This window comes from Sandaracinus amylolyticus (assembly GCF_000737325.1).
GTDB lineage: Bacteria > Myxococcota_A > Polyangia > Polyangiales > Sandaracinaceae > Sandaracinus > Sandaracinus amylolyticus.
Genome location: NZ_CP011125.1, coordinates 9,856,719 through 9,868,992, shown reverse-complemented (window position 1 = coordinate 9,868,992; position 12,274 = coordinate 9,856,719). Strand labels below are relative to the sequence as shown.

Annotated in this window: 14 protein-coding genes; 10 read left to right on the top strand and 4 right to left on the bottom strand. The window is 72.3% G+C overall.

Translation table 11 applies throughout. From position 1 onward, the window contains the following. Positions 1-66 precede the first annotated feature (66 nt). Positions 67-579 (top strand): DUF1360 domain-containing protein, encoded by a 513-nt coding sequence (locus DB32_RS41830; protein WP_053238260.1) that lies wholly within the window; start codon positions 67-69, stop codon positions 577-579. On the opposite strand, the gene DB32_RS41825 is transcribed toward DB32_RS41830, so the two are convergent. Together DB32_RS41825 and DB32_RS41820 are read right to left on the bottom strand one after the other, a co-directional pair. After that, the gene (locus DB32_RS41825) at positions 570-1,235 is read right to left on the bottom strand and encodes a glutathione S-transferase (RefSeq protein WP_053238259.1); all 666 of its coding nucleotides are present in this window, start codon (positions 1,233-1,235) and stop codon (positions 570-572) included. The genes DB32_RS41830 and DB32_RS41825 overlap by 10 nt on opposite strands. 9 nt (positions 1,236-1,244) lie before the next feature. Next, positions 1,245-2,480 carry a hypothetical protein gene (locus DB32_RS41820; protein WP_169791727.1) on the bottom strand — a complete coding sequence of 412 codons (1,236 nt, stop codon included), beginning with the start codon at positions 2,478-2,480 and terminating at the stop codon, positions 1,245-1,247. 219 nt (positions 2,481-2,699) lie between these two features. On the opposite strand from DB32_RS41820, the gene DB32_RS41815 reads away from it, so the two are divergent. Together DB32_RS41815 and DB32_RS41810 are read left to right on the top strand one after the other, a co-directional pair. Next, complete coding sequence (locus DB32_RS41815) at positions 2,700-4,019, top strand: cytochrome P450 (protein WP_075097756.1); 1,320 nt, start codon at positions 2,700-2,702, stop codon at positions 4,017-4,019. 64 nt (positions 4,020-4,083) lie between these two features. Further along, entirely contained in the window at positions 4,084-4,428 is a 345-nt protein-coding gene (locus tag DB32_RS41810) for a 4Fe-4S binding protein (RefSeq protein ID WP_053238257.1), read from the top strand. An 8-nt stretch (positions 4,429-4,436) separates the two neighbouring features. Here DB32_RS41810 and DB32_RS41805 read toward each other — a convergent pair whose 3' ends face one another. Next, on the bottom strand, positions 4,437-5,939 hold the full coding sequence (locus tag DB32_RS41805; RefSeq protein WP_053238256.1) for a protein kinase domain-containing protein: 1,503 nt from the start codon (positions 5,937-5,939) through the stop codon (positions 4,437-4,439). Between the two features lie 153 nt (positions 5,940-6,092). On the opposite strand from DB32_RS41805, the gene DB32_RS41800 reads away from it, so the two are divergent. Next, a complete protein-coding gene (locus DB32_RS41800) occupies positions 6,093-6,293 on the top strand; it encodes a hypothetical protein (RefSeq protein WP_053238255.1) in 201 nt (66 codons plus the stop codon). A 9-nt stretch (positions 6,294-6,302) separates the two neighbouring features. Then, positions 6,303-6,554 (top strand): hypothetical protein, encoded by a 252-nt coding sequence (locus DB32_RS41795; RefSeq protein ID WP_053238254.1) that lies wholly within the window; start codon positions 6,303-6,305, stop codon positions 6,552-6,554. Positions 6,555-6,601: 47 nt separating this feature from the next. Here DB32_RS41795 and nadB read toward each other — a convergent pair whose 3' ends face one another. After that, positions 6,602-8,233: an L-aspartate oxidase gene (gene nadB / locus DB32_RS41790; RefSeq protein ID WP_053238253.1), complete on the bottom strand. Its 1,632-nt coding sequence runs from the start codon at positions 8,231-8,233 to the stop codon at positions 6,602-6,604. A gap of 43 nt (positions 8,234-8,276) precedes the next feature. On the opposite strand from nadB, the gene DB32_RS41785 reads away from it, so the two are divergent. From DB32_RS41785 to DB32_RS41765, 5 genes are all read left to right on the top strand, one after another. After that, positions 8,277-8,771, top strand: coding sequence for a hypothetical protein (locus tag DB32_RS41785; protein ID WP_157070331.1), 495 nt, complete (start codon positions 8,277-8,279; stop codon positions 8,769-8,771). An 85-nt stretch (positions 8,772-8,856) separates the two neighbouring features. Further along, positions 8,857-9,507, top strand: a complete 651-nt coding sequence (locus DB32_RS41780) for a lytic transglycosylase domain-containing protein (RefSeq protein WP_053238251.1) — start codon at positions 8,857-8,859, stop codon at positions 9,505-9,507. Beyond that, a complete protein-coding gene (locus DB32_RS41775) occupies positions 9,504-9,749 on the top strand; it encodes a hypothetical protein (RefSeq protein WP_169791726.1) in 246 nt (81 codons plus the stop codon). Before DB32_RS41780 ends, DB32_RS41775 begins: the two co-directional genes overlap by 4 nt. Before the next feature lie 21 nt (positions 9,750-9,770). Then, positions 9,771-10,889, top strand: a complete 1,119-nt coding sequence (locus DB32_RS41770) for a hypothetical protein (RefSeq protein WP_053238249.1) — start codon at positions 9,771-9,773, stop codon at positions 10,887-10,889. Positions 10,890-10,961: 72 nt separating this feature from the next. Then, positions 10,962-12,218: a hypothetical protein gene (locus DB32_RS41765; RefSeq protein ID WP_053238248.1), complete on the top strand. Its 1,257-nt coding sequence runs from the start codon at positions 10,962-10,964 to the stop codon at positions 12,216-12,218. Positions 12,219-12,274 lie beyond the last annotated feature (56 nt).

Here is a 12,274-nt window from a genome sequence, read left to right as displayed (position 1 = left end):
CGCAGCTCGCGGGCTCGATCACGCGCCGCGGCGCGGCGCCGTTCTTGCGACCCCACGTCGCGCACGATGGACAACGAGACCATCTGCCGCGACCTGCGGCGCCACCACGTCATCGGGCGCGGCCACGATCACGAGCCGCTCGTCGACTATGCCGTGCTCGCGACGACGTTCCTGACGGTCACGTCCACCGCCGTCGTCTCGGCGCTGCGCCGCGACGCGCTCCCGCGCGAGCTCCCGCTGCGCGACGCGCTCCTGCTCGGCCTCGCGACCACCCGCCTCACGCGCCTCTTCACGCGCGAGAAGGTGATGCGCGTCGTGCGCGCGCCGTTCACCGAGGTCGAGGAGGGCGCGAGCCCCGACGAGGTGAAGGAGCGCCCGCGCGGCGACGGCGCGATCCGCGCGCTCGGCGAGCTGCTCACGTGCCCGCGCTGCTTCGGCATGTGGTCGAGCGCCGCGCTGTCGATCGCCTACGTCTTCGCGCCCGGGCCCACGCGCTTCGCGGCGGGCCTGCTCACGGCGGCGCTGGTCAACGACTACGTCAACCTGCGCTTCGCGCAGGCCCGCGCGCATCAGGCGTAGCGATAGGGCCCGCCGCGCTCGATCGCGCGCCGGTACGCGGGCCGGGTGTGGATGCGGTCGAGGAAGGCGCGCAGCTTCGGGTGCCGCTCGAGCGAGAACCGCTGCGCCGCGGCCTCGACCGGGAAGCTCATCTGCACGTCCGCCGCGCTCATCTCGTCACCCGCGAACCAGGTGCGCAGCGCGAGCTCGCTCTCCATGAAGTCGAGCATCCGCCGCACGTTCGGCTCGACGTACGCCTGCTCGACCTGATCCGCGATCCGCCGCGCGATCGGCTTCGCGAGGAACGGCATCGGCGCCTCGCGGATGCGATCGAGGATCAGCTTCACGAGCAGCGGCGGCATCGCCGAGCCCTCGGCGAAGTGCATCCAGTACGTGAAGCGCATCGCGTCCGGCGTGCCGCGCGCGGGGCGCAGCCGGCCCTCGCCGTAGCGATCGACGAGGTACTCGAGGATCGCGCCGCTCTCCGCGATCGTCACGCCCTCGTCGGTGATCACCGGCGCCTTTCCGAGTGGGTGCACCCGCCGCAGCTCGGCCGGCGCGAGCATCGTCTTCGGGTCCCGCTGGTGGCGCTGGATCTCGTAGGGCACGCCGAGCTCCTCGAGCATCCAGAGCACGCGCTGCGATCGCGAGTCGTCGAGATGATGAACGGTGATCACGCGCGCACCTTAGCGCGGCCGGAGCACGACGTTGTCGAGCGACACGTTGCCGGTGGTCGTGATGAACACCGCGCTCACGTTCGTCATCTCGTGCGGGAACACGGTCCCCCAGTACGTCATCTCGCCCGCGATCGGCACGCCCGTCGGGTAGCGCGTCCACGCGGTCGTCGGCACCGTCAGCGAGCTCGACACCCAGATCTCCACGTTCGTCGGATCGGCGCCAGGGATCGCGCTCACGTGCTCGGGGTCGGTGTCGTGGCGCACGCGATAGTCGATTGAGACCAGATCGAACGCGCGCCGATCGCTCAGCCGCACGTACACGCCCTGCAGGATCGCGCCGAACGCGTGCTGGTTCTCGTAGGTCGTCGTGTTCCCCCACGCGTCGGGGGGATCCCAGTCCTGCGGGTACAAGTGCGTGTGCCCCGCGGAGATGAACGCGTCGGGCGCGCCGTAGCGCTCGATCGCCCAGTTCTCGAGCCACGTCCCGCCGCGCTCGATGTGCGGGTTCGGCGGACGCACCTCGCCACCTCCGTCGTACGCGCCGTCCATCCGCGGATCCCACGTCACGACGCGCAGATCGCTCGTGTCGGGCAGGCGCATCTCGACGCGCGTGCAGCTCGGCATCGCGCAGTGATCGCCCGCGCCGCTCCAGAACGGCACGCCGTCGCGCAGCACGCGGAAGCGGTACGCGCCGTTCGTGAGCTGCAGGTGCACCTCGCCCGCCGCGTCCGTCTTGCCCGCGACCGGCGTCGCACGCTCGCCCTGGAACGCGCGCACCGGCACCGCCGTCGTGAGCGGCACGCCGCGCGCGTCGAGCACGCGGACGACCACGTCGATCGTGCACGGCGCGGGCACCGTCGAGCACTCGCCCGTCGCCGGCTCGCACGTGCCTGCGCTGTGGCACGCGTCGATCGGCGGGCACGTGATCGCGTCGCCGCCCACGCACGCGCCGCGCTCGCATGCATCGGCGCGCGTGCAGAGATCTCCGTCGTCGCACGACGTGCCGTCGGCGCGCGGCGCGCCGAGCACGCACTCGCCGCTCCGCGGGTCGCATCGCCCTTCGCGGCACGCGTCCCCGGGGCACACCACGTCCTCGCAGGGGTCCGTCCACGCGTCGTGTCCCGCGTCGCGAGCGTCCTCGCGCGCGCCGGCATCGATCGGCGACGCGTCGATCGCGACCGTCGCGTCCATCTCGACGACGACCGCCGCGTCCGCGCCGCCGCCATCCCATGCCGTCGCGTCCATCTCCGGCGCTCCCTCGGGCGCTGGGACACAGCCGCACGCGAACCCTGCGATCGCACCGAACCACGCGTACCCACGAAGCTTTCGCACGCGCTTCATCTCGTCGCGCGACGCCCGCGCTCAAGGTGTGGGCCCCGACTTGATCACCTCGGAAGGTGCCTATCTGCGCGTCGGTCCGTGTACGACGGAGCGCGGAGCGACCCGCGCCGAGGAGATGCAGAGATGGGCTCCATTCCGCGCGATCCCGCGATCGACGGCTCCCTCGCGCTCCTCCGCGAGGGCTATCTCTTCCTGCCGCGTCGCTTCGAGCGTCTCGACACCGACGTGCTCGAGCTGCGCCTCATGGGCCTGCGCTTCATCGCGCTGCGTGGGCGCGACGCGGCCGCGCTCTTCTACGATCCGACGCGCTTCGTGCGGCGCGGCGCGGTGCCGATGGCGGTCCAGCGCACGCTCCTCGGCGAGCGCGGCGTGCAGACGCTCGACGGCGACATGCACGCGAAGCGGAAGAAGATGTTCATGTCGCTCATGTCGCGCGAGCGCATCGACGCGCTCATGGGCGAGATGTGGAAGCAGTGGTACGCCGCGCTCGATCGCTGGCAGCAGCGCGAGGAGATCGTGCTGCTCGAGGAAGCGCAGGACGTGATGTGCCGCGCCGCGTGCGCGTGGGCGGGGGTGCCGCTCGAGGAGCGCGAGGTGCGCCTGCGTGCCGAGGACTTCGGCGCGATGGTGCACTCGTTCGCGACGATCGGGCCGCGCCACTTCGCGGGCCGCATCGCGCGCGCGCGCACCGAGCGCTGGATGGGCGGCGTGATCCAGCGCATCCGCCGCGGCGAGCTGCGCCCGTCGCCGACCCAGGCCTCGTACGTCGTCGCGTCGCACGTCGACGCGAACGATCGACCGCTCGACGAGCACGAGGCCTCGGTCGAGCTGATGAACGTCCTGCGTCCGATCGTCGCGATCGGCACCTACGTCGCGTTCATCGGCCACGCGCTGCACGCGCACCCCGATCATCGCGCGATGCTGCGCGCGCCGGTCGACGAGACCACGCGCGCCGAGCGCGTCGAGGCGTTCGTCCAGGAGGTGCGCCGGTTCTATCCGTTCACGCCGTTCCTCGGGGCGCGCGTCCGCGAGAGCTTCGAGTGGCGCGGCTATCTGTTTCCGAAGGGCCGCCGGGTGCTGCTCGACGTGTTCGGCACCGATCACGATCGCCGGCTCTTCGACGATCCCGACGCGTTCCGACCCGATCGTTTCCTCGGATGGGCGGGGGGGCCCTACGACTTCATCCCGCAGGGCGGCGGTCGCTACGAGGGCGGCCATCGCTGCGCCGGCGAGTGGCTGACCATCGAGGCGATGAAGGTCGCGCTCACGTTCCTCACGCGCGCGGTCGAGCTCCGGTTCGCGCCGCAGGACGCGCACATCGACCTCTCGCGCATCCCGACGCTCCCGCGGAGCGGGATGATCCTGACCGACGTGCGCGCCGTCGCGAGCGACGCGCCGCGCCCGCCGGTGACGCGCCCCGACGGAGCCGCCGCGCGCATCTGAGCGCAACGATTCTTCACGCGCCCGAGCGCACGACGTTCACGCGCGCTCGGGTACCGTCGTGCCCATGCCTCGCCGCGCCCGCAACCCCGAGAAGACCAAGCGCGCCGCCGCGCACCCGAAGCGCCCCGGCGAGAAGTGCGAAGCCGATCCCGGCGCGTTCGTCCCGCGCGTGAGCCGCTCGCGGTGCGAAGGGAAGGGCGACTGCGAAGAGGTGTGCCCCTACGACGTGTTCGAGGTGCGGCGCATCGACGACGCGGACTTCGCCGCGCTCGGTCTGCTCGCGAAGATCAAGAGCGTCGCGCACGGGCGCCAGACCGCGTACACGCCGGGCGCGGATCGCTGCCGCGCGTGCGGCCTCTGCGTCGTCGCGTGCCCGGAGCGCGCGATCGAGCTCGTGCGCGCGGGCTGACGCCTCCTTCATCCGCGCAGCGCGACGATCGCCGCGAGCACCACGATCGCGATCAGCACCGCGATCGTGATCCACTGCGCGCGTCGATCGCGCATCACCGGCAGCGACTGCGTCGTCTTGGCGGGCGGTGCGTCCTCGGCGAACGTCGCCAGCTCGCGCGCGAGCTCTCGCACCGACGAAAAGCGCGCGTCCGGGCTCTTCTCGAGAGCGCGCAGGATCACGCGCTCGAGCGCGTCGGGGATCTCGGGGCGTCGCGCCCGTGGCGGCTTCAGCGAGCCCACCAGGATCGCCGCGTAGACCTGGGTCGCCGTGCGCCCGCCGTACGGCTTCGCGCCGGTGAGCAGCTCGTAGAGCACGACCCCGAGCGACCACACCTCGCTACGCGCGTCCACGCGCGACGCGTCCTCGAGCTGCTCGGGCGCCATGTAGCTCGGCGTGCCGACGAGCGCGCCGGTCGTCGTCGCCGCGGTGGCGCTCGCCGCGCGCTCCACGCGCGCGATCCCGAAGTCGAGCACCTTCACGTGCGACGATCCGTCGGGCTGCTCCGCGCAGAACAAGTTCGCGGGCTTGATGTCGCGATGGAGGATGCCGAGCGCGTGCGCGGCGTCGATCCCCTCGCACGCCTGCAGCACGATGCTCGCCGCCTGGCGCACGCCCAAGGGCTCTCTCGACTCGCGTAGGAGTGTCGCGACGTCCCGCCCGATCAGCCGCTCCATCACGATGTACGGCGCGCCGCTCGCCAGGTTGCCGACGTCGCGCACCTTCGACACGTGCTCGCTCTCGATGCGCATCAGCGCGCGCGCCTCGCCCACGAAGCGATCGCGCGCCTCGCGATCGGCGCCGAGCGTCGGCATCAGGAACTTGATCGCGACGTCCTCGCGCGCTTCGAGATCGTGGGCCGCGACGACGATGCCCATCGCGCCCTGGCCGAGCACCTCGTCGATGCGATATCGCCCGCCGAGCCGCTGTCCCGCGAGCTCCTGCTCGCCCGACTCCGCGTGCTCGCGCGCGCCGAGCGCCTTGCGCAGCTCGAGCTCCGACGCCGCGCGCCGCGCGAGGATCGAGAGCGCATCGAGCTGCGACGCGCCGAGCTCGCGCGGCACGCGATCGAGCACGCAGAGCGTCCCGACGCGCGCTCCGCTCGCGAGCTCGAGCGGAACGCCCGCGTAGAAGCGGATGAAGGGCTCGCCGCGGACGAGCGGGTTGTCACAGAAGCGCTCGTCGCACGTCGCGTCGCGCACCACGAGCATCGCCGAGTCCGCCGCGACGGCGTGCGCACAGAACGCGATCTCGCGCGGCGTCTCTCTCAGCGTCACCCCGACACGCGCCTTGAACCACTGTCGCCGCGCGTCGACCAGGGTGACCAGCGCCATCGGCGTTCCACACAGCTGCGCCGCGAGGCGCGCGAGGTCGTCGAACGTCGGCTCGGGCGGCGTGTCGAGCACATCGAGCGCGATCAGCGCTGCGAGGCGCTCGCGCTCGTCCTGCGGGGCTCCGACGATCTCGTTCACGGGCGCTCGTCTCATGGGACCGAGGAACACGACGACAACCCCAGCGTAGACCGCGCGACGTCCAGGGCCGAGGCGCAGCGCAGCCCTGTCGGGGATGATCCCGACGGACCCTGCGCGCCCCCTCGTGGATCCTGACGACCCGGAAAGCGCGTCATGTCGGGCCCGAGCGATCGCAGGAAGAAGCGGCAGGAGCGCACGACCGAGCCCGAGATCCCCGCGCAGGGCAGCGCTCCGGCGCCCGCCGAGCGCAAGCGAGAGAGCGGCATGCGTCGCGCGCGTCGCAAGCGGGACCCGGTCGCCGAAGAGCTCGTCGAGACAAGCGCGCGCCGCGATCCGCGACGCGAGGAAGGTTGAGCGCCCCCGATGCCCCAGCCGCGACGTACGCCGACGCGAGATCCCTCGCGCGATCGCGACCCGCATCACCGCACGCCGATCCGCCCCGTCGAGGGCGGCACCACGACCCACGGCCGCGTGCGGGACACCGTGCCCGACGCGCCGCCGGCGCGCCCGGCGCGCCCCGCGACCAAGAGCGGCATGCGCCCCCGCCGCGCCCGCGGCGGCGTCACCGAGATCGACGCGAGCTCGCACGGCAACGACCCGCGCCGCGAGCGCTGAGCGTCCGAGCCCCACCGGTGGAGCTTCCGAGTTCCACCGGTGGAGCTTCAGCGCGCCGCGAGGTGCCCGGGCTCGCCCTTCACGATGCGCGTGTCGTGCGCCTGCGCCGGATCGGTCTGCGGGTGATCGATGTTGAAGTGCAGCCCGCGGCTCTCGCGGCGCACGCTCGCGCACGACACGATCATCTCCGCGACGTCCGCGATGTTCCGCAGCTCGAGCAGATCGAGCGTGACGAGGTGCTCCCAGTAGTACTCGCGGATCTCGTCCTTCAGGAGCGCGATGCGCCGCGCGGCGCGTCGCAGCCGGCGATCGCTGCGCACGATCCCGACGTAGTTCCACATGAAGCGCCGCAGCTCGTCCCAGTTCTGCGTGACCACGACCGCTTCGTCGCTCGGCGCGGCTTCGCCCACGTCCCACTCGGGCACGTCGGGGAACCGCGTCTCGCTGCGCGCCCCCGCGAGCGCGCGCGCCGCGCGATGCCCGTACACGAGCCCTTCGAGCAGCGAGTTCGACGCGAGCCGGTTCGCGCCGTGGAGCCCCGAGCACGTGACCTCGCCGATCGCCCAGAGCCCGGGCACGGTCGAGCGTCCCTCGAGATCGACCACGACGCCGCCGCACATGTAGTGGGCCGCGGGCACCACCGGGATCGGCTGCACCGCCATGTCGATGCCGAACTTGAGGCACTCCTCGTAGATGTTCGGGAAGCGCTCGCGCAGGTACGACGCGTTCTTGTGCGTCATGTCGAGCATCACGTGCTCGGCGCCGGTGCGCTTCATCTCGAAGTCGATCGCGCGCGCGACCACGTCGCGTGGCGCGAGGTCCTTCATGTCGTGGTGACGCGCCATGAACGCGTCGCCGTTGGCGAGACGAAGGATGCCGCCCTCGCCGCGCAGCGCCTCGCTGATGAGGAACGACTTCGCCGCGGGGTGGAACAGGCAGGTCGGGTGGAACTGGAAGAACTCCATGTTCGAGACCAGCGCGCCCGCGCGATACGCCATCGCGACCCCGTCGCCGGTCGCGACGTCGGGGTTCGACGTGTAGAGGTAGACCTTCCCCGCGCCGCCGGTCGCGAGCACGGTCGCGCGCGCCGCGATCGTGTGCACCGCGCCCGCGACGTGATCGAGCACGTACGCGCCCGCGACGAGGTGCGGCCCGCCGTGCTTCGAGAGATCGATCAGGTCGATCGCCATGTGGCTCTCGAGCACGCGGATGCTCGGGTTGGCGCGCACCGCTTCGACGAGCGCGCGCTGCACCTCGCGCCCGGTCACGTCGCCCGCGTGCACCACGCGGCGCGCGGTGTGCCCGCCCTCGCGCGTGAGATCGAGCGGCATCGCGCCGGTTTCGTCGACCGAGCCCGAGTAGCCCACCGCCGCGTCGAACTGCGCGCCGAGCGCGATGAGCTCGCGGATGCGCGCCGGCCCGTCGCGCACGACCATCTCGACGACCTCGGGCTTGCTGAGCCCGTAGCCCACCCGGAGCGTGTCGCCCGCGTGCGCCTCGAAGCTGTCGTGCGCGGGGTCCATCACCGCGGCGATGCCGCCCTGCGCCCAGTTCGTGTTCGAGTCGGAGAGCGAGCGTTTCGTGACGACGATCACCTGGCCGTGCTTGGCCGCCTCGAGCGCGAACGTGAGCCCGGCGACACCGCTGCCGAGCACGAGGAAGTCACACGAGATTCGCATGGGGGTTGCAGCCTACCCTAGGGCCGAGGCCCGCCAAGGTCGCGTGCAACTTCGCCCGCTGCCGTTGCGCTGCGGGTCCGCTCGGCGCACCGTCGCGCCGATGGGCGGAAATCCGTACTGGTACGTCGTTGACTACGAGGAGCCGCTACAGTCGGCGCTCGACAAGCTTCGTGAGCGCGAGTTCGAAGCCGGTCGCTACAACCCCGTGATGCCGTTCCCGATGGAGGATCGGAATGCGACACCCGGGAAGAAGCACGACTCGATCAAGGCCGCGTTGAAGGCGTCGGACGCGGACGGCACACGCTCGATCCTCGACATCGTGCGGATCTCCGACGAGCCCGACTTCTGCGAGGCCGCTCCGTTCGATCTCGAAGAGCTCCGCAGCATCCTAGGGACCACGCGACCGACCGCGGAGCAGGTAGTGGCCTCGATCAGCCGACTCCTGGAGCCGGTGGTGCGAGGGATGGCGCTCTACGTGATCGCCTTCGAGGGGGAACGTCCAGCGAAGGTTCTGTTCCTCGGGTATTCGTTCGACTGAGCGGGCCCAGGAATAGCTTTCGTCACGCGCGCCGTTCTCTGGCCTGGTCGCGCGTCGCCGGATACGCTCGATCCAGTCGCTCACGATGATCCGCCGCTCGATCCTCGCTGCCGTCGCGCTGATCCTCGCGATCACCGTCGTGCCCGTCGCCGCGCCGTCGCCCGCGCGCGCCGACATCTACACGTACACCGACGAGAACGGGGTCATCCACTTCACGAACACGCCGCCGCGACGTCGGCGCGGCGTGCGCGTCGCGATCCGCGCGCGCGAGCCGCGCCCCGACGATGCGCCGCGCGCGTCGATCGGCCCGCGCGACACGTCCCCCGAGCGCTACCACCGCTACGACGCGTTCATCCGCGAGGCCGCCGCGCTCTATCGCCTGCCCGAGGCGTTTATCCGCGCGGTCATCCGCGTCGAGAGCGACTACAACGTGGGCGTCGTCTCGCGCGTGGGCGCGCAGGGGCTCATGCAGCTCATGCCCGGCACCGCCGCCGGCATGGGCGTGCGCGACGCGTTCGACCCCCGCCAGAACATCCTCGGCGGCGCGCGCTACCTGCGCATCCTCGCCAACGACTTCTCGGGCGATCTCATCCTCACCATCGCCGCGTACAACGCGGGCCCGGGCGCGGTGCAGCGCTACCGCGGCGTGCCGCCCTACGACGAGACCCAGCGCTACGTGCAGCGCGTGCTCGGGTGGTACTGGCAGTACCTGCAGGCGGAGAGCGCAGCCCGGTGACGTCTCGCATGGTTCTGCTCGCGTTCGCCTTCGCGGGGATGTGCACCTCGCCGTACGCGAGCCGCATCCGCGTCCAGCACGCCCAGGAGTTCGGGTGCCAGGAGCGCTGGGTCCAGGTGCGCGAGAGCGACGTCGAGGGCCAGTGGACCGCGACCGGCTGCGGCTTCCGCAGCGAGTGGTCGTGTCAGGAGCGCGCGTGCCGGATGCGCGACTCCGCGAGCTACGGCGTCGACGCGCCCTGAGACGCCGCGCATCCTCGCGTGATGGGCGGGGCGAGGCGAGGGTGCGGGATCGTGCTCGGCGCGATCGTCGTCGCGCTGACGGCGGGGATCTGCGCGTACGTGTGGCTCTACCAGATCGACCGCGTCGTCGGCACCTACGGCACGTACGCGCTCGACGAGGCGCACGTGCTGGTCGCGCATCGGCTGCGCACCGGCTGGCTGTGGTGGGAGCCCTCGGCCGAGCTCGAGGTGCGCGACCCGCGCGGCGCGAGCTTGTGGAGCATCACCGTCCACTCGTCGCACCACGAGATCGGGCTCTTCGCGCGCGACGGCGAGATCATCGTGGTGCCCGACGGCGACGACTCGCTCGTGGTGCTCATGGTCGACAACGGGCTGCGTCTCTTCGACACGCCATCGCGCGGATCGCTGGTGCGGGCGCGCGATCTCGGCGATCTCGTGCTGCTCACCGAGCGCGACGAGTCGTCGTTCAGCACCGCGATCCGCGCGCTCGACCGCACCACCGGCGCGACGCGCTGGACCCACCCCGACGTGCACTACGCGTCGTACGACGATCCCCACGGCAACGAGCTCGGCGCGTTCGGCGCGACCGAGATCCAGATCGGCAACGACCTGCTCGATCGCGTGAGCGGGACGCGCCGCGAGCCGATCGACGCGCGCGCGTGGTGCCGCACCGATCACGACGTCGTGTGGATCGCGCGAGATGGCGCGATCCGTCGCCGCGCGCCCGGCGGCGAGCCGCGCACCGTCGTGCCGCGCGGCGCGTGGGACATCGTGCGCTGCGCGGGTGACGCGGAGACGCTGCTGATCGTGCTGTCTCGCCGTCGAGGGCGCGCCGTGCTTGGCGCGGCGCCGCGCGCGAGCGAGCCCGGGCTCGTCCCGGTCGCGATCACCGATCTGCACGACGGCGACGACACCGTCGTGATCGCGCTACGTCCCGACGGCGCGCTGCGCTGGGCGCGGGTCGTCACCGGCGACGCCGCGAGCGTGTGCCTGCCCGCGGGCGCACCGCCCGGCGTGTGGCGCGTGGACTTCTGGGACGTCGCGCGCTCACCGCTGGGCATCGAGCTCGCGACCGGCGCTCTCGCCGGCGCGCCGAGCGGCGCGCGCTGCGTGTTCTACGAGCACTTCCCCGAGGGCTGACCGCGATTTGCCCCCGCGCGGGGGCCGACTCACACCGGCTCGCGTGCTGCGTCCAGCGCTTCCGTCACCGCGTTGCTCGTGCTCGCGGGCTGCTACACGTCCCACGAGCGCGCCGCGACCGACCTCCCGATCGACGTCGACGCGTCGATCCGCTCGCCGCTCTGCCCCGCGCCGACGAACGGCGACGGTCGCACGCTGCTCGTGCTGCACGATCCCGAGATCGGCCCGCTCACGCTCTCGCGGCGCGAGCCCGACGGCACCTACCGCACGATCACGCGCGAGCTCTTCTCGCCCATGCCGTTCCTCCAGGCGCTCCCGGGCGGTGCGCACGCCGTCGTCGGCTTGGACGCCGGCAGCGCCGAGCTCGTCGAGCTCGAGACCGGCGTCGTGCGCCCGCTCGCATCGCTGCTCCCGCCCGACGCGGTCGCGACCTGCGGCCGCGACGGTCCGGGTGTCGCGAACGGCTTCGTGATCCAAGGCAGGGCCGATGGCCGCGCGCTCCTCTACGGCTGCTCTCGCTACGCCGATGGCGCGCCCGGAGGCGAGGCGCGGATCGTCGGCGGCGCGGTGTGGGAGGTCAGCCTCGAGTCGTTCGAAGCGCGCGAGGTCGCGACGGGCTGCGCCAAGGCGAGCTATCCCGTCGGCGCCCCGTGCGACGTCCAGGTCACGTGGCGGAGCTGCCCGGGCTCCGACGCGGTCGACGCGGCCGTGCGCAGCGAGCTGCGACGGATCGACGGCTCGGTCCACCCGCTGCGCGCACGCTCGTGGGCGCTCTCTCCGTCCACGCAGCTCGCGCTCGGCGACGGCGACGCACCGCACGAGCTGCTCGTGATCGATGCCGCGGGGCGCGAGCGTCGCGTGCTCGAGTCGGTCGACGTCGAAGGGCCGCTCCGGTTCGGTCTCTTGCTCCGGCGCGACGGAGCGGCGCTCGTGTTCGATCGCGGCAGCACCTTCCTCGTCACGACGACGCAGACGTCGCCGCCGCTGCCGGGCGCCTGCTCCGAGGAGGGCGGCGTCGCGTTCGTGGGCGCCAGCCCGGACGGTGCGCTCCTCGTGCGAGGCTGCTCGGCGTCCGCGCGCTGGTCCTCGCTCGATCTCCGCGCGCCCGCGGCGACGCGCTCGCTCCCCGAGCTCGACGGCGTGCGCGGCGCGGTAGTCGGCTGGTCGCACGACGGCGCGCACTGGCTGATCGACACCTGGGCCGCGATGGGCGACGAGGCGCGCGCGACGCTCGTCTCGCGGGACGGCGAAGTGGTGGCCAGGGTGCACGCGACGGAGCCCGAGCTCGGCGAGGTCCACGACGTGGCCTTCGCGTTTCCCGCGGATTGAGCGCGTGGCGCGCGCTTGACGCCGTCCTCGGCAACGCGTAACTCAGGCGCGCGTCA

What these genes read in the sequence shown, in the direction of transcription:
- DB32_RS41830 (WP_053238260.1), top strand. Translation starts at nt 67, where the DNA reads ATGGACAACGAGACCATCTGCCGCGACCTGCGGCGCCACCACGTCATC.
- DB32_RS41820 (WP_169791727.1), bottom strand. Translation starts at nt 2,480, where the DNA reads ATGGACGCGACGGCATGGGATGGCGGCGGCGCGGACGCGGCGGTCGTC.
- DB32_RS41815 (WP_075097756.1), top strand. Translation starts at nt 2,700, where the DNA reads ATGGGCTCCATTCCGCGCGATCCCGCGATCGACGGCTCCCTCGCGCTC.
- DB32_RS41810 (WP_053238257.1), top strand. Translation starts at nt 4,084, where the DNA reads ATGCCTCGCCGCGCCCGCAACCCCGAGAAGACCAAGCGCGCCGCCGCG.
- DB32_RS41800 (WP_053238255.1), top strand. Translation starts at nt 6,093, where the DNA reads ATGTCGGGCCCGAGCGATCGCAGGAAGAAGCGGCAGGAGCGCACGACC.
- DB32_RS41795 (WP_053238254.1), top strand. Translation starts at nt 6,303, where the DNA reads ATGCCCCAGCCGCGACGTACGCCGACGCGAGATCCCTCGCGCGATCGC.
- nadB (WP_053238253.1), bottom strand. Translation starts at nt 8,233, where the DNA reads ATGCGAATCTCGTGTGACTTCCTCGTGCTCGGCAGCGGTGTCGCCGGG.
- DB32_RS41780 (WP_053238251.1), top strand. Translation starts at nt 8,857, where the DNA reads ATGATCCGCCGCTCGATCCTCGCTGCCGTCGCGCTGATCCTCGCGATC.
- DB32_RS41770 (WP_053238249.1), top strand. Translation starts at nt 9,771, where the DNA reads ATGGGCGGGGCGAGGCGAGGGTGCGGGATCGTGCTCGGCGCGATCGTC.